This is a genomic window from Bacillus sp. SRB3LM, assembly GCF_015712745.1.
GTDB classification, from domain to species: domain Bacteria; phylum Bacillota; class Bacilli; order Bacillales; family Bacillaceae_G; genus Bacillus_A; species Bacillus_A thuringiensis_K.
In genome coordinates, this window is sequence record NZ_VWVQ01000008.1 from 478,830 (window position 1) to 495,181 (window position 16,352).

Here is a 16,352-nt window from a genome sequence, read left to right on the forward strand (position 1 = left end):
AGGAGACAAATTAATGCGTTTAAAAGTCACTACTACAGTTTCAATATGTGCATTTTTAACCTTATCGTTCGGTTTCATGGTTTCTGATGTAAGTTGGGATGAACAAGCTAAAAGGGGAATTGATTTGCTTAGTGGCAAAATTTCTTCTCCCTCTTTTAATTGTGAAATAAATGATTCTTGTATTTGAGAGGACTTTACACTAGAGTTTTTTTAACAAGAGGTATAAGTTTATTATTTTATGCTTAGATATATAAGAAAGAATGTGTGGAAATATGAAAAAAACTTTAACTAGCATACTTATTGTAACAATTGCAGCAGCCTCTCTGCCAGTAACAGCGTTAGCTGCAGATCATTCTGATCCTGTCACAAAAAATGGAGAACGATTGAAATATAATACACCGTATTATGTAAAAGATAAAAATTTATCAGATAAAGGTGGTGTCACATTTGAAGGTTGGGGTCTAGATGATTTTGTTCTTTTTGCTGATTCTGCAACGGATAATGGAACACCAATTATTTTTGAGAATAGAGATGGATCAGAGGGGTTCATCGAATCTATGGATAAGATACGAATAAAATCAACGAAATCGAATGAGCCCGGCGTACACTATTGGGCTCGTGATAAATTGTTAGACTCTGTTTATTTAAATTATGACAATACGACAGACCATATTGTTTATGGATCATCCGAAGATAATTCTATAGGTCTAGGAAGCTTTAAAAAAGGAATGACTGTAATAAATGAGAGAGCTGCGGCAGTGTTTGATTTTAGTGAATACAACGGGAAACATGCGGAAAAATCTTGGATGGAGTCTACAAGTTTTCGGCATGTATATGACCAAGATAAGGAGAACTTTAAGCTACCTTTAGATGACAAACAAACACCGTTTGAAGTAATGGAAGCTAATGAATAAAAGTGTTCTGCTGTATAGGGGAATGTTTAGTAAAGTAAAAAAAGTTCTGCAGATGTTTGCTAGTATGTATAATCCGCCAAATGTTCCTGTAATTCTTGCGTAAAAATATATGTGTAGTAAATAAAAAGTTAGTCAGCTTACGATTTTAGCCGTAAGAGTGCTTAGGAGTAAAAAACGAAAGGAACGTGTAAAAAAATGAAAAACTGTTTAACGGGTGTACTTGCTGTAGTAATCGCTGCAGCCTCCCTGCCAGTAACAGCGTTAGCTGCAGATAATTCCGATCCTGTCACAAAAAATGGAGAACGATTGAAATATAATACACCGTATTATGTAAAGGATAAAAATTTATCAGGTAAAGGTGGTGTCACATTCGAACCTTGGGGCTTCTTGGGTGATTTCGTTCTGTTTGCGGATTCTGTAATGGATAATGGAACATCTATTATTTTTGAGCATAGAGATGGAAAAGACGGGTGCATCGAATCTACCGATGAAATAAGAATAAAATTCACTAATGCCACTAAACCTGGTATGAACTATTGGGCTTATGATCCTTTGTTAAATTCTATTTATTTGAATTATAGTAACCGCGCAGATCATGTCATCTATGGATCCTCTGAAGATAATTCCATAGGCATTGGAATGTTTAGAAATGTGTTAGATCTAAGTAATCTAAATTGGATGAAGTGCTTTTTTGATGAATATAAAGGAAAAAATGAAGAAAAGGCTTGGATAGAGTCAATAAATTATCGGTATGTATATGATCGCGGTAATGGTAGATTTAGGCTACCGTTGGATGATAAACAAACACCGTTTGAAGTAATGGAAGCTAGTGAATAAAACTATTTTGTTGTATAGGTGAAAATGGGGTTCTATTGTCCGTCTGTTCCCGCTCTTCTATATAAGATTGAACAGCTTGCAAGAGAAACTCCTCTTGTCCTAGCCCCGCATCTGCTGCCATTTGTACGACTCTTTGCTTGAATTCATGATCGGCATGAAAAGTTAATGGCTCTACATTACTTTTAAAGTAAATACCTTCTACATGAGGAAGTATCGTGCCGGATTTCATATGAGAATGTAAGTATTTAACCTCTTCTTGAAATTGCAGTGGATCTACTTGTAATACGAAAGGCTTAATTTCTAATTTGATAGTATCTGATGAAATATCTAATCGCATATTTGTGACACCTAGTTCTTTATAAAATAAGTTTATGAGATTATAAGTGATGGAATGAAATAATTGAGGTTTTTTAAATGAAAAAGATAAATACCCTCGTTTAGTAATTACCGCTTTTTTATTGAAAGGTTCAAAGGAGTAATCATGTTCCTTATAAGTGGATAGAGGGAAAATTTCTTCGTCCTCTGTAAGAATCTTGCCGTCTTCTCCATTAATCTCTATTACCCTAGCGGTTTTTCCAATGTGTAGATGTTTTAATAATTGATATAAATATATATCTTCATCTTGAATCTTCGTAATAAATGTTTTTCGCTCTTTTGTTTTGGTTTTTTCATAATCAAGCATAAAAATCTCTAGTTCTTCCTCATCGATAAGATATACTTGTTTTCCTCTTTTTTCTACCATTGTTGCAGGTAATTTTCCAGATTTGATATATGTAAAGATAGTAGATGGTGCAACATTCAAAATTTCAGCTACTTCTTTCGTGCTAAGGCCTTTAACCTCATTTTTATTTTTTAAACGTTCAATATCCTCTAAATAGAAAATCTTACTACCGAATTGCTTCCAGTTATCTTTATATACACATTCTATTAATCCATCTTTTTCTTTTTTTAAAATTGTTTGTACCGTTACTCCTAATAAGTCGGCTGCTTCTTTTGTCTTTACAGTAGGTTTTGTAATGAACAATAAATCTTGTGTCATGAAAGGACACCTCCATAACTATAGTTTGTTAATATTTTAGGTATGTATATATCATATCAGAATCTGATTTATATTTAAAATAAGAAATAGATTTTATTAAATATCGTATTCATTATTATGGTTTGAAAACCTTTTTCATTTAATTTATATATAAATTAAAATTAATAGTGATTTTTATTATAAAATCACTATTAATTTTAAATAATTAACTATTAAATAATATCTATTTGTTAATAAATTATAAAAAAATATAATTATAAGTAAATAAAGAAGAATGTAGGATTCTTACAGAAAGAATATGAATTATCATTTGTATAATGTATAGAAGTAAAATAAAATGATAAATAAGGATAATAAAGAGTGTTATATTCATAATCATCAATAGGAAAGGTGAATGCCAAGTATGGATAAACAAAATAAAAAAGAGAACTTAACTATAACAATGAATCAAAGTGAAGATATAGATACATATGTAGAAAATATAAGAGATATGGTTCTATTTCTGCATGATAGTCGTTATGTAGATAAATTAGAAGAGAAGATGGAGGTTGCAGAAAAAGAGGGGAAGAGTAAATATACGTATTTAAGTGATCTGGAAGTCATTTATCATTTCGTACATTTACAAAAAGATATGGATGAGAAGAAGAATAGAAAAGAGGATACGAAAAAGAGTTATGTTTCCGAAATCTTATCATTTTGTCAGTGCATGGTGCAGCATGCAGAAGAATTCGAATTGAATGGGGAAGAGGTACAGAAAAAGGATTCTTTATTAAAAACATTACAACCTTGGCATATTCGTAAATATAATGCTTGGTTGAAGCAGGTAGAGAACGGTAGAAATGGGGATACGTACGCGGTTGCAACACTTGCAAAGAAAACAGTGCTCATTCGTTCTTTTCTAAAACATCTTCATGTATTTTCTTACATCGAAAAGCCTCTTCATGAAGAACTGCAGCGCGCGAATGTAAATGAACAGGATCGGCCAAATCGAGACCTATCCTATGATGAAGTGATGAAAATTTTAGGGTTTTATAAAGAACAAGGGCATGTAGTAAACTATACCATTTTACTAGCTCTAGCAAGTACCGGTGCAAGAATGCAAGAATTGTGCACCGCGAGAGTGAAAGACTTACATTATGACGGAAAGTATTGGTTAAAAGTCACAGGAAAAGGGGATAAAGTACGTGAACTTTTCATTTCTGAACATTTATTCCAATGTATATGTGAGATGAGACGGAGAAGAGGATTGCAAACTGTATTGGACCAGGGAGATGAAAGTCCTGTATTTATTAATCAAAGAGGAAACTTTTATAATCCCAAAACGTTATCAAACCAGGTAACAGATATGATAAAAAAGACAAATTTAGAATTTCTACAATATCGCGAAAACCCTGTAACAGCGCATACATTCCGTCATGCGTTTGCGATTATGGCTGTGGAACAAGGAAACGCTGATTTATACCATTTAATGCAGACACTTGGCCATGAACAGGTTCAAACGACGAAAATCTATCTTGAGAAGCACATGAAACGAAAGAATAATGTCGGGATGAGTTTCGCAGATTTGTTTGAGCGACTTGTACGATAAGAGCGTGGCATTTAGATGAAACCTACATCAAAATCAAAGGAGAGTGGTGGTATCTTTATCGTGCGATTGATCGAGAAGGATACACCTTGGATATTCAACTTCGTAAAACAAGGGATCATCAAGCCGCTTATATGTTTATGAAAAGGTTAGTGAAAGCTTTTGGAGAACCAACAGTTCTTACAACAGACAAGGCTCCAGCCTTACTTTGTGCGTTCAAAAAACTGAAAAAGAACGGTTTTTATGTGCATACGAAACATTGCACCGTTAAGCATCTCAATAACCTCATCGAACAAGATCATAGACATATCAAGAGACGTTTTGTTACATCCGCAGGATTTCAAAATCTCCGCCATGCTTCACGTACATTAAAAGGAATCGAGACGATTCATGCTATATACAAACAAAAGAGAAGTCAGATTCCAGACTTCTCTTTTTCGACGTACAATGAATTACAGAAATTATTTAGAACTGCTTAAACTATAACCTTATTTTTCAAGAGCAGCTAGACGTTGACGAATTGCTTCGCGTTTTTCTAGGTAGTCTTGCTCTTTCGCACGCTCTCCGTCAATAACTGCTGCAGGAGCTTTCGCTACGAAACCTTGGTTAGAAAGTTTCTTCTGTACACGTTCTACTTCTTTATCGAACTTCTCAAGTTCTTTCTCAAGACGAGCTCTCTCTTCATCAAGATTGATAAGATCAGCTAACGGTAAGAATAACTCTGCACCTGTTACGATTGCAGTCATTGCTTTTTCTGGCGCTTGTAAGTCCGTTTGAATTGTTAATTCGCTTGGGTTACAGAAACGCTCAATGTAAGAGCTATTTTTCGTAAGTTGAGCAAGTACAGCCTCATCTTTTGCTTTAATTTGCATTTGAACTTTTTTGCTCATTGGTGTATTTACTTCTGCACGGATGTTACGAACAGAGCGAATGATATCAACTAGAAGGTGCATTTCTGCCGCAGCTTCCGTATCTTGTAAATCTTCGCGAACTGTTGGCCACGCAGCTACTGTAATAGATTCACCTTCATGCGGTAAATGTTGCCAAATCTTCTCTGTTACGAATGGCATGAATGGGTGTAATAGACGCATTGTTTGATCTAATACGTAAGCTAAAATTGAACGAGTTGTTTTCTTAGCTGCTTCATCTTCACCGTATAGTGGAAGCTTCGCCATTTCAATGTACCAGTCACAGAAATCGTCCCAAATGAAGTTGTATAATGAACGTCCAGCTTCACCGAACTCATATTTATCCATGTTACGTGTTACACTTTCGATTGTTTCGTTTAAGCGAGTTAAGATCCACTTATCTGCAACTGATTTTTCACCAGTTAAATCGATTTCTTCATACTTCATGTCATCCATGTTCATTAATACGAAACGTGATGCGTTCCAAATTTTATTAATGAAGTTCCAAGTAGATTCTACTTTTTCCATGCTGAAACGTAAATCTTGACCTGGTGCACTTCCTGTTGATAAGAAGAAACGCATTGCATCTGCACCGTACTTCTCGATAACATCCATTGGGTCAATACCGTTACCAAGAGATTTACTCATCTTACGACCTTGCTCATCACGAACTAAACCGTGAATTAATACATCTTTAAATGGACGCTCGCCTGTAAACTCTAAACCTTGGAAAATCATACGAGATACCCAGAAGAAGATGATGTCATAACCCGTTACTAGTGCATCTGTTGAATAGTAACGTTTGAAGTCTGCTGAATCTTCATTTGGCCAACCAAGTGTTGAGAATGGCCATAATGCTGAACTGAACCATGTATCAAGTACGTCGTTATCTTGATTCCAGTTTTCAATATCTGCTGGTGCTTCTGTACCTACGTATACTTCACCAGTTTCTTTATGGTACCAAGCTGGAATACGGTGTCCCCACCATAATTGACGAGAAATACACCAGTCATGAATATTTTCCATCCATCGTAAATATGTGTTTTCAAAACGCTCTGGTACGAACGTTACTTTTTCTTCTTCTTTTTGTTGAAGCGCTACTGCTTTTTCAGCAAGTGGAGCCATTTTTACGAACCATTGTGTTGATAAGTAAGGCTCAACAACTGCACCGCTACGCTCACTATGACCTACTGAATGCATATGTGGCTCGATTTCTACTAATACGCCAGCTTCTTGTAAGTCTTTCACTAATTCTTTACGGCATTCGAAACGATCCATACCGTTATACTTACCAGCTTTTTCGTTCATTGTTCCATCTTCGTTCATTACTAAAATGCGTGGTAAGTCATGACGGTTACCTACTTCAAAGTCATTCGGGTCATGAGCTGGTGTAATTTTTACAACGCCCGTTCCGAAATCTTTTTCTACGTACTCATCAGCAATAATCGGAATCTCACGGCCTACGATTGGAAGTGTAACTGTTTTTCCGATTAAATGTTTGTAACGATCGTCTTCGGGATGAACTGCTACTGCTGTATCACCAAGCATCGTTTCTGGACGAGTTGTCGCAAGACGAATATGACCAGAACCATCTGTTAACGGATAGTTCATATGGTAGAATGCACCTTGAACTTCTTTATGAATTACTTCAATATCAGAAAGAGCTGTACGTGTTGCTGGATCCCAGTTGATGATATATTCACCACGGTAAATTAAGCCTTTTTCGTATAATTGAACGAATACTTTATTAACCGCATCTGATAAACCTTTGTCTAATGTGAAGCGTTCACGAGAATAGTCTAGTCCTAAACCAACTTTCCCCCATTGTTGACGAATGTGAGAAGCATACTCTTCTTTCCACTCCCAAGCTTTTTCAAGGAATTTTTCACGGCCAAGATCGTAACGTGAAATACCTTCTTCACGAAGTTTTCCTTCTACTTTCGCTTGTGTTGCAATACCAGCATGGTCCATTCCTGGAAGCCATAGTACATCGTATCCTTGCATACGCTTCGTACGAGTTAAAATATCTTGAAGAGTTGTATCCCAAGCATGACCTAGGTGTAACTTACCAGTTACGTTCGGAGGTGGAATTACAATTGTATACGGTTGTTTCTTCTCGTCTCCTGTTGCTTCAAAATATTTGCCTTCAAGCCACCATTGATAAAGGCCTTCTTCAACGGACATATGATCATATTTAGTTGGTAAATTCTTTTCCGTGTTTGACATTATTTTCCCTCCTTAAAATAAAAAATGCCCCTCATCCAAAAAAGGGCGAGGGACATCGCGGTACCACCTTTATTTACAAACAAATTCAGAATTTGCTTATACTCTTAATTTGATAACGGATAAATCCGTCTTTTCCTAATAAGAACTATTCCGTTCAGAAAAGATGCTCCAGGGCTACCTTCTAACATAACTATCTAGAGAATCTCCCAGCTAATGATTCTCCTCTCTGAAGACGTTTCATGTTATACTCTTCCCCTTCAAGGCATTTATATGATTGTTAATTATTATATACAATAGTGTAAAAAACGAAACCTTATTCGTCAAGATAAATTTAAGACTATAGCTTTTGGAATGAAAAAAAGAAGATAAGTAGTACCCTCTACTTATCTTCTTTATCCGTTCCCTTGCTGGGCAGCTTGTAATTGTGACAGGAAATATTCTATATTGCTAACGAGCCAATGCGATTGTTGCAAACTCTTTACTCCGCGCAGTTCATTTTCCTCGTTGCGATTATCTCTTCTTTTCTTATAGGACTGGATTTGCCGAATAAATTGCGATGGATACGTCATATACGCAAACATAAGTAGTTGCTCTTCTTTCGTAAAAGGGAAATTTTTTTGATACATTTGAAACCATTCAAATCGATCACTTCTTGCGATTGGATATGTGTTTAAAGACCGTGAATAAAAACCTACTATATCTTGCACAGGCGTTGCAAACTTCGATTTTTCTAAACTAATAAAATAGCCATTCCGCTCATAGTCAAATAAAAAATGATTAAGTGACACATTACCATGCACAAAAGTAATACGCGTTTTCTCTTTTTCTTTCATCGCATCGTTCCACTCATTTAATTGCTTCGTTGCAAATTCACGCGCTCTCATTACATGATGATAGTACGTACAATATTGCAATTCAAACGGGGACATATACCATTTTGATTCAGATTCTACGAGAAACTCTTCTAACATCTCACCATCATTTTCCCAACGATCGGATATACTTGTATAATGTTTTTCTAAATCTTCTTCCGTATACGTTTCTTCCTTCACAGTTTTTTGATGCAACGTTCCAAGTGTCTGAAACATTTTATGGTATTGATCATTGTCCTCACCGTTTCCTTCTGCACGTTCTAACCAAGGCATTAAATAATAATTATACGTCCCGTCACTTAAAATATAACTTCCATCCGTCGCATGATATATAGGTACATAATTTGAAAAACCTTTCTCCTTCAAATATTGAATATGATGCAGAAAGTTATTCCGCTCTAACTTTCTGCCTTCTATTTTCTTGAGTGCATATGGACCTTGATTCGTATAAATTTTCATTACATTTCCGTGCTCTTCCATATGCTGCGTATCCAATCTATATTGCCTCACGATAGGTTCATAGTGATTTCGCAACTCAATATCCATACGAATAACCCTTTCTATTCAAAACATAGCCTCTAAGAAAGGAAGTGAGTGAAAACACTCACTTCCTTATTTCGTCTTTACCCTTGAAACGGGAATATAAATAATTTGCCCCATATTTAAAAATATATCTTCTGTTTGATTAACACGGTATAAATTTTGTACAGACGTTTCATAACGGTCTGCAATAGATTCAATTGTATCTCCTTCTTGCACGAAATACATTCTTAACTTTGTAAATTCTTCTTCCGGTTCTTTCGTAAATAGTTTTGTTAAATAAAGCGCATTTTCATCTCGCTGTGAGTACTCTTCTTCTTGTTCTTCCTGCTTTTTCGCTTTTTCTTTCTTGAAATCTTTTCGTCCGAACAGTTCAAATTGCGGCGTTGTTTCTTGCTCCTCTTCACGTTCCACAAATTCATGTTCTTCTATTTTCTCTTCTTCAAATTCCTGCTCTTTTCTTTCCTCTAATTGGAACGGTTCAAATGCGTAATCTTCCCACTTATCTGACTCCTTATATGCTGGTTCTTCTACATGCGGCGCCGGTCTATTTTCATCCTCTTGCGCTGAATCTTCTTCTAACTCAGCATACACCGTTTCTTCCTCTTCAACTTCATCCTCGCCTCTCTCTTCATCACACAAACCGGTAATAGATATATCCGCTAATAATTGTAAGCAACCATTTTCCTTTAATTCATAATCAAATTCCTCGATTGATACATATAGCTCTTCAATTACTTTCACTCGATTTCTCGGAATTGATATTTCAAGTGGAAAGGAATGAACAAGTTCATTAACCCCATCTTCTCTTGTTTCTACATAATCAATTGACTTTGCTGGCGATAGTTCTCTTAATGAATACGCCGAATCATCTTTTCGTGCAACATACTCTCCCGTTAAATCTAATTGTCCTCTCACGATTACTTCATGATCAAGCTCTTCTATCTCAACGTCTGGATCTAACGAAATTGACAAAAGTTCTTCGACTTCCTGTCCTTTTTGGAACCACACAGATTCTTTTAATGAAAATCGTAATGAATGATCTGCAGCCACTTCTTTTCCCCCTCCCAAACTATATGTCATTACAGATTTATGTGCAGAAAGCTTACTTTATGAATAAAAAAAATCGCTCCCCTTATGGAGAGCGATTTTCTCTAATACATTACGCTTTTAATTTTGACATTGCAATTTCAGCTGCTGCAATCGTCGCTTCAATATCTGCATCACTATGTGCTGTCGATAAGAATAAACCTTCGAATTGAGATGGTGGTAAGAATACACCTTGTTCTACCATTTCACGATAGTAAGCCGCAAAGAATTCTAAATTTGAAGATTTTGCTGCATCGTAATTAATAACAGGTTCATCTGTAAAGAAAATACCAATCATAGAGCCTGCACGGTTAATATGATGCGGAATGCCATGTTTTTCAGCTGCTTTACGTAATCCATCTTCTAACATTTCAGCTTTACGCTCAAATTCTACATATGATTCTGGCGTTAACTGTATTAACGTTTCATAACCTGCCGCCATTGCAAGTGGGTTACCTGATAAAGTACCAGCTTGGTAAATCGGTCCGCTTGGCGCAACTTGGCGCATAATTTCTGCTTTACCACCGTATGCTCCTACCGGTAAACCACCACCGATTACTTTACCTAAGCATGTTAAATCAGGTGTTACGCCATAATAACCTTGACCACAATTATAAGCTACTCGGAACCCTGTCATTACTTCATCAAAAATAAGCAATGCACCGTTTTGTTCTGTTACTTCACGAAGCCCTTCTAAAAATCCAGGCTGCGGAGGAACAACCCCCATATTTCCTGCTACTGGTTCTACAATTACACAAGCAATATCATCACCGAATTGTTCAAACGCGTATTTTACGCTTTCTAAATCGTTATAAGCTACTGTAATCGTATTTTTCGCTACACCTTCTGGTACACCAGGACTATCTGGTAAACCTAAAGTCGCCACACCAGAACCAGCTTTAATTAATAACGAATCACCATGACCGTGGTAACAACCAATAAATTTCAAGATTTTATTACGACCTGTATAACCACGAGCTAAACGTAGTGCACTCATTGTTGCTTCCGTTCCAGAGTTAACCATACGCACAATCTCAATTGATGGCACGCGCTCAATAACAAGTTTTGCTAATTTATTTTCAATTTCTGTTGGTGCACCGAAGCTTGTACCTCTTTCAGCGACAGATTTTAACGCTTCTACAACACGATCATTTGCATGACCATGAATTAAAGGACCCCATGATAATACGTAATCGATGTATTCATTCCCATCGATATCATATACTTTAGAACCTTTTCCACGCTCCATAAACAACGGATTCATCCCAACAGACTTAAAGGCACGAACCGGGCTATTTACGCCACCAGGCATTAAGTCTTGCGCCTCTTCAAACGCTGCAATTGACTTATCAAACTTTTTCATTATTTAGTGCCTCCTTCTTGTAACCATCTTGCTGCATCTTTTGCATGATACGTAATAATTAAATCTGCCCCTGCACGTTTCATACTAATTAATTTTTCAAGAACAACTTCTTTTTCATTAATCCAACCATTTTGCGCTGCCGCTTTAATCATCGAATATTCACCACTTACATTATAAGCGACAACTGGTAAATTAAAGTTATTTTTCACATCACGAACGATATCTAAGTAAGAAAGAGCTGGTTTTACGATTAAGAAATCTGCACCTTCCATTACATCTGATTCTGCTTCACGGAATGCTTCCATACGGTTTGCCGGATCCATTTGATATGTTTTACGGTCACCAAATTGTGGTGCACCATGCGCAGCATCACGGAATGGTCCATAAAATGCTGATGAATATTTCACAGCGTACGACATAACTGGCACGTGTTCAAAACCATTTTCGTCTAATGCTTGGCGAATTGCTGTTACGAAGCCGTCCATCATGTTTGATGGCGCAATAATGTCCGCTCCTGCTTTCGCTTGACTTACAGCTGTTTTCGCAAGAACCGCAAGAGACTCGTCATTTAAAATAATACCATCTTCAATTACACCGCAATGACCATGGCTTGTAAATTGACATAAACATGTGTCTGCAACTACTACTAGCTCAGGGAAATCACCTTTAATTTGCTGAATAGCACGTTGTACAATTCCATGATCACAATATGCTGATGATCCAACTTCATCCTTTTCAGCAGGTAAACCAAATACAATAACAGAACGAATACCTAAATCAACAACTTCTTGCATTTCAGCTTGCAATAAATCTAAAGACATTTGATATACGCCTGGCATAGAAGGAACTTCATTACGAACATTTTCACCTTCTAATACAAAAATAGGGTAAATAAAATCTTCCGTATGTAAAAACGTTTCACGCACAAGCGCACGCATGCCCCCGCTTTGTCTTAAACGACGATGACGATTAAATTGTAAAGAGTTCATAGATTTCTATCCCCATTCTTTCATTTTATAGATTCACAAACATATTGTAGTAATGCTTCTACAGTATACTCTTTCGGCACAATAACAGACGGAAAATAAAGACTTGCCTCTTTTTCCGTAATAGGTCCTATACAAGCAATTGTACATTTTTTTGTCCATTCTCTCCAGTTTGTACCCTCAAGTAAACGAACAAAACTAGTAACAGTTGAAGGACTCGTAAATGTAATGATGTCTACTTTCCCTAACTTCAATGCCGCTATAAGCTCTTGCTTTTTTTCTATATTCACTTTCGTACCGTATACGATTAGCTCATCTAGAGAAACACCAATTTCCCGAAGTTCAACCGGAATTACCTCTCTTGCTAAATTCCCTTTCGGAAATAAAATACGTTCGTTTCCACTTAATTCTTTTAGAAACTCTTCTGCAAATGCTTCTGCAACAAATGAAGTCGGAACAAAATGAACTTGATAGCCCCTTTTTTCTAACTCTAATTTTGTTTTCACACCTACTGCAGCGATTTTAATGGTTAGTGGTAGTTTCTTTTTTAAACTATCTAGAAAAAAAGCTACACCATTTCTGCTCGTAAAAATAACCCAGTCGTATGAATGTAGCTGCTCTTTGATATGTTGAATTTGCCTATGAGACATACCTTCCATACGCAAAAGCGGAATTTCCAATGGAATTCCGCTCTTTTCTTTCACTGCTACACTCATTTGTTTCGCTTGATGCTGGGTACGTGTAATCAATACCGTTTTTCCAGCGAGAGCGTTCATATTTATTGTTGCTCCTTATTTGCAGCAAGAATGAGTTCTTTGGCGCCTCGCTTAATTAAACGGTCTGCGGCCTCTAATCCTACTTCCTCAGGATTAGTACCCACTACTGTCTCTTTTAATAAAACAGAGCCATCCATAGAGCCGACAAGAGCTGTTAATTCGATTGCATCATTTTTTGTAAGGGTTGCATATCCAGCGATTGGAACTTGGCATCCACCTTCAAGTTTATGAAGAAATACTCGCTCCGCTGCCACTGTTCTTTCTGTTATCGCATCATTAATATGCGCTAACAGCTGCAATAAATCCTTATCGTCCTCACGACATTCAATCGCTAATGCACCTTGTCCTACAGCAGGTACACATAACGTTTCATCTAAATGTTCTGTAATAACTTCATCATCCCAGCCCATTCTTTGTAATCCAGCTGTCGCTAAAATAATCGCATCGTAATCCTCTTCTTTTAATTTACGTAAACGTGTATCGATATTTCCGCGAATCCACTTCACTTGTAAATCTGGTCTCGCAGCGAGTAGCTGTGCACTACGTCTTAAACTACTCGTACCTAAAATAGCACCTTCCGCTAACTCTTTAAACGATGCTCCATTTTTTGAGATAAAAGCATCACGAGGGTCAACACGCTTTGGTGTACAGCCAATCATCAATCCTTCTGGAAGTACGGCTGGCATATCTTTCATACTATGTACAGCCATATCGATTTCTTTCGTAAGTAACGCATGCTCAATTTCTTTAACGAACAAACCTTTTCCGCCTACTTTTGAAAGAGTAACATCTAAAATCACATCACCTTTAGTGACAATTTCTTTCACTTCAAATTCATATGGTAAACCAAGTGCTTTTAACTGATCAATAAACCAGTTTGTTTGTGTTAATGCTAGCTTACTCTTTCGTGACCCTACAATAATTTTGCGCATAATTCTCTCTCCTCATTATAAATACCAAAAGTGGAAATTAGATAAACTACTTAATAAAAAAATGTTAACTAGCATTACGAGAAAGGCCCCTACATTCCACAGTACAATTTTCTTCCCTTGCAACACATCTGCCGCTCTTAAATACAAGCCCGCACAGTATACAAATAGAACGACAAACGAACCAATTACTTTCGTATCATACCAATGAAAATTATCTAATTTTGTATATCCCCATATACATCCTAATAAAATTGCTAGTAAGAAAAATGGAACAGAAAATAAATTTAATCCGTAAGACGTAGATTCAAGCTTCGGTAAATTCCCTAACCTTCTTAATCTCGCATTCCACTTTTTCTTTTTTAATAGGCGATATTGCAGTAAATACATAATAGAAAAAATAAACGATACCGTAAACGTTGCATAAGAAATAATCGCCATTCCAACATGCACGTATACAAGTTCTGAAACTAATTGCTCTGCAAGTACTGGCGACATCTTTCCGAGCGGTGTAAAAATAGAAAAAGCGCTTACGCCAAATGCAACAACATTTGTAAAGAAGACTAAAAAGTCAACGCGCATAAATCGATTTATGACTAATGACATCGTAATCAATAACCAAACATAAAAATAAATCCCTGATAATAAAGTTAAAATGGGGTTCGTTTCTGAATCTGTCGCCCTAAGCAACATAAAAATAGACTGCAATACCCATACAATCGAAAGTAACCAAAAAGCAAATCGGTTCGCCTTTCGGTTACTTTGGAAATAATCTATAAAATATAAACTAATGCTACAAGCATATAAAATAATTGCAATATGATAAATAATACTGTTATTTAAAAAACTCATCCGATCATCCTTCCAAATTATAAAGATGGAACGGATGGTGTCCACACTCTTTTATGTTCTACTTCTTCCGCACGACTCTCTACTTCTTCCGTTTCTAAATCGAAAATCTTCGCAAATAACGCTAATTTTTCGCTCGCTCCCTCTTCAGCAGCTATTTCTTTCGCTACTAAAATTGGGTCTTTTAATAATTGATTAATAATACTTTTCGTATGCTTACTAATAACTTTTTTCTCACGATCACTAAGGTTTGGTATTTTTCGCTCTAGGCTTACCATCGTTTCACTTTGGATTGCAAGTGCCTTATCACGAAGAGCTGATATTAATGGAACAACACCAAGTGTACTTAACCACGTTTTAAATAGAACAATTTCCTCTTCAATCATAAATTGAATTTTCTCTGCTTCTTTTAAACGCTCAGCACGGTTTGCCTCCACTACTCCTTGCAGATCATCAATGTCATACAAGAAAGAACCTTCTAACTCATCAATCGCTGGATCAATATCACGTGGTACTGCAATATCAACCATAAATAAAGGGCGACCAGAGCGCATTTTCTCCACCTTTGTCATCATCTCTTTCGTAATGACATACTCAGATGCACCAGTTGAACTAATTAAAATATCTGCTTCTAATAATGCACATTGTAATTCGCTTAACGATTTTGCATGTCCCATATATTTCTCAGCCATTACTTCTGCTTTCGAAAGCGTCCTATTCATAACTGTTACTTTACGAGCACCACTTCCATATAAGTTTTGCAGTGCAAGTTCGCCCATTTTACCAGCACCAAGAATAAGCACATGACAATCTGTTAACTCGCCAAATATTTTCTTTCCAAGCTCAACAGCAGCATAACTAACAGACATCGCACTTTCCCCGATTGTTGTTTCTGAGTGGGCACGTTTTGCTAATGTAATGACTTGCTTAAACAATTCATTAAAAATTGTGCCTGTTGCTTTAACTTGTTGCGCTTCTAAGAAGCTATCTTTTATTTGACCTAAAATCTGCGTTTCTCCGACTACCATTGAATCTAAACCGCACGTTACGCGGAATAAATGATCTATTGCACCATCTTGTTCAAAAATAGTTAAATATGGCGCAACTTCTTCTATTTCAAGCTGAAACCAATCAGCTAAAAACTTCTTAATATAATACCGTCCCGTGTGTAATTGATCGACAACAGCATAAATCTCAGTGCGATTACAAGTTGATACAATGACATTCTCTAACACGCTCTTTTGATTTTGTAATGTAGTCATCGCTCGCTCTAGTTCTGCTGCCTGAAATGTGAGTTTCTCACGAAATTCTACAGGGGCTGTTCGATAATTTACACTAACAACAAGAATATGCACGCAGCATGTCCCCCTTCACCCGTTTTATCACTTTATCTACTATCATAATACAACTTTCCTCTTATGAATCTGACAATCGTGTGA

At 36.5% G+C, this 16,352-nt stretch carries 14 protein-coding genes, 1 pseudogene and 1 other annotated feature; of the genes and pseudogenes, 5 read left to right on the forward strand and 10 right to left on the reverse strand.

Annotation, left to right across the window (positions count from 1 at the left end; genetic code table 11):
• The first annotated feature begins 13 nt into the window (after positions 1 to 13).
• From F3I02_RS09460 to F3I02_RS09470, 3 genes are all read left to right on the forward strand, one after another.
• Positions 14 to 187 (forward strand): hypothetical protein, encoded by a 174-nt coding sequence (locus F3I02_RS09460; protein ID WP_196477876.1) that lies wholly within the window; start codon positions 14 to 16, stop codon positions 185 to 187.
• An 85-nt stretch (positions 188 to 272) separates the two neighbouring features.
• Positions 273 to 914: a hypothetical protein gene (locus F3I02_RS09465; RefSeq protein WP_196477877.1), complete on the forward strand. Its 642-nt coding sequence runs from the start codon at positions 273 to 275 to the stop codon at positions 912 to 914.
• Positions 915 to 1,109: 195 nt separating this feature from the next.
• Complete coding sequence (locus F3I02_RS09470; RefSeq protein WP_196477878.1) at positions 1,110 to 1,751, forward strand: hypothetical protein; 642 nt, start codon at positions 1,110 to 1,112, stop codon at positions 1,749 to 1,751.
• Here F3I02_RS09470 and F3I02_RS09475 read toward each other — a convergent pair.
• On the reverse strand, positions 1,741 to 2,790 hold the full coding sequence (locus F3I02_RS09475; protein ID WP_196477879.1) for a helix-turn-helix domain-containing protein: 1,050 nt from the start codon (positions 2,788 to 2,790) through the stop codon (positions 1,741 to 1,743). The two genes, F3I02_RS09470 and F3I02_RS09475, sit on opposite strands and share 11 nt — an antisense overlap.
• Positions 2,791 to 3,193: 403 nt before the next feature.
• Here F3I02_RS09475 and F3I02_RS09480 point away from each other — a divergent pair, with 403 nt between their 5' ends.
• Entirely contained in the window at positions 3,194 to 4,378 is a 1,185-nt protein-coding gene (locus F3I02_RS09480) for a tyrosine-type recombinase/integrase (RefSeq protein WP_196477880.1), read from the forward strand.
• Positions 4,379 to 4,380: 2 nt separating this feature from the next.
• Positions 4,381 to 4,854: pseudogene (locus F3I02_RS09485) on the forward strand (IS6 family transposase); the annotation flags it as partial.
• 9 nt (positions 4,855 to 4,863) lie between these two features.
• Here F3I02_RS09485 and F3I02_RS09490 read toward each other — a convergent pair.
• The 9 genes from F3I02_RS09490 to hemA all read right to left on the reverse strand — a co-directional run bounded on the left by F3I02_RS09490 (position 4,864) and on the right by hemA (position 16,268).
• On the reverse strand, positions 4,864 to 7,509 hold the full coding sequence (locus tag F3I02_RS09490; protein ID WP_196477881.1) for a valine--tRNA ligase: 2,646 nt from the start codon (positions 7,507 to 7,509) through the stop codon (positions 4,864 to 4,866).
• A gap of 38 nt (positions 7,510 to 7,547) precedes the next feature.
• Positions 7,548 to 7,779 (reverse strand) — a binding site (T-box leader).
• A gap of 122 nt (positions 7,780 to 7,901) precedes the next feature.
• Positions 7,902 to 8,927 carry a spore coat protein YsxE gene (ysxE, locus tag F3I02_RS09495; protein WP_000350658.1) on the reverse strand — a complete coding sequence of 342 codons (1,026 nt, stop codon included), beginning with the start codon at positions 8,925 to 8,927 and terminating at the stop codon, positions 7,902 to 7,904.
• A 66-nt stretch (positions 8,928 to 8,993) separates the two neighbouring features.
• Entirely contained in the window at positions 8,994 to 10,004 is a 1,011-nt protein-coding gene (gene spoVID / locus F3I02_RS09500) for a stage VI sporulation protein D (protein WP_196477882.1), read from the reverse strand.
• A gap of 79 nt (positions 10,005 to 10,083) precedes the next feature.
• Positions 10,084 to 11,373, reverse strand: a complete 1,290-nt coding sequence (hemL, locus tag F3I02_RS09505) for a glutamate-1-semialdehyde 2,1-aminomutase (protein ID WP_000712940.1) — start codon at positions 11,371 to 11,373, stop codon at positions 10,084 to 10,086.
• Positions 11,373 to 12,362 (reverse strand): porphobilinogen synthase, encoded by a 990-nt coding sequence (gene hemB / locus F3I02_RS09510; protein ID WP_001087067.1) that lies wholly within the window; start codon positions 12,360 to 12,362, stop codon positions 11,373 to 11,375. Before hemB ends, hemL begins: the two co-directional genes overlap by 1 nt.
• A 20-nt stretch (positions 12,363 to 12,382) precedes the next feature.
• Positions 12,383 to 13,135: a uroporphyrinogen-III synthase gene (gene hemD / locus F3I02_RS09515; protein ID WP_196477883.1), complete on the reverse strand. Its 753-nt coding sequence runs from the start codon at positions 13,133 to 13,135 to the stop codon at positions 12,383 to 12,385.
• Between the two features lie 2 nt (positions 13,136 to 13,137).
• Positions 13,138 to 14,067: a hydroxymethylbilane synthase gene (gene hemC, locus F3I02_RS09520; protein ID WP_001226400.1), complete on the reverse strand. Its 930-nt coding sequence runs from the start codon at positions 14,065 to 14,067 to the stop codon at positions 13,138 to 13,140.
• A 15-nt stretch (positions 14,068 to 14,082) separates the two neighbouring features.
• A complete protein-coding gene (locus F3I02_RS09525) occupies positions 14,083 to 14,916 on the reverse strand; it encodes a cytochrome c biogenesis protein (RefSeq protein ID WP_000009002.1) in 834 nt (277 codons plus the stop codon).
• Between the two features lie 17 nt (positions 14,917 to 14,933).
• Positions 14,934 to 16,268, reverse strand: a complete 1,335-nt coding sequence (hemA, locus tag F3I02_RS09530) for a glutamyl-tRNA reductase (RefSeq protein WP_000547868.1) — start codon at positions 16,266 to 16,268, stop codon at positions 14,934 to 14,936.
• Positions 16,269 to 16,352: the final 84 nt, after the last annotated feature.

Coding starts and splice junctions, on each gene's coding strand:
- F3I02_RS09480 (WP_196477880.1), top strand. CDS start 3,194: ATGGATAAACAAAATAAAAAAGAGAACTTAACTATAACAATGAATCAA.
- F3I02_RS09475 (WP_196477879.1), bottom strand. CDS start 2,790: ATGACACAAGATTTATTGTTCATTACAAAACCTACTGTAAAGACAAAA.
- F3I02_RS09490 (WP_196477881.1), bottom strand. CDS start 7,509: ATGTCAAACACGGAAAAGAATTTACCAACTAAATATGATCATATGTCC.
- hemL (WP_000712940.1), bottom strand. CDS start 11,373: ATGAAAAAGTTTGATAAGTCAATTGCAGCGTTTGAAGAGGCGCAAGAC.
- spoVID (WP_196477882.1), bottom strand. CDS start 10,004: ATGACATATAGTTTGGGAGGGGGAAAAGAAGTGGCTGCAGATCATTCA.
- hemD (WP_196477883.1), bottom strand. CDS start 13,135: ATGAACGCTCTCGCTGGAAAAACGGTATTGATTACACGTACCCAGCAT.
- F3I02_RS09460 (WP_196477876.1), top strand. CDS start 14: ATGCGTTTAAAAGTCACTACTACAGTTTCAATATGTGCATTTTTAACC.
- ysxE (WP_000350658.1), bottom strand. CDS start 8,927: ATGGATATTGAGTTGCGAAATCACTATGAACCTATCGTGAGGCAATAT.
- F3I02_RS09465 (WP_196477877.1), top strand. CDS start 273: ATGAAAAAAACTTTAACTAGCATACTTATTGTAACAATTGCAGCAGCC.
- F3I02_RS09470 (WP_196477878.1), top strand. CDS start 1,110: ATGAAAAACTGTTTAACGGGTGTACTTGCTGTAGTAATCGCTGCAGCC.
- hemC (WP_001226400.1), bottom strand. CDS start 14,067: ATGCGCAAAATTATTGTAGGGTCACGAAAGAGTAAGCTAGCATTAACA.
- hemB (WP_001087067.1), bottom strand. CDS start 12,362: ATGAACTCTTTACAATTTAATCGTCATCGTCGTTTAAGACAAAGCGGG.
- F3I02_RS09525 (WP_000009002.1), bottom strand. CDS start 14,916: ATGAGTTTTTTAAATAACAGTATTATTTATCATATTGCAATTATTTTA.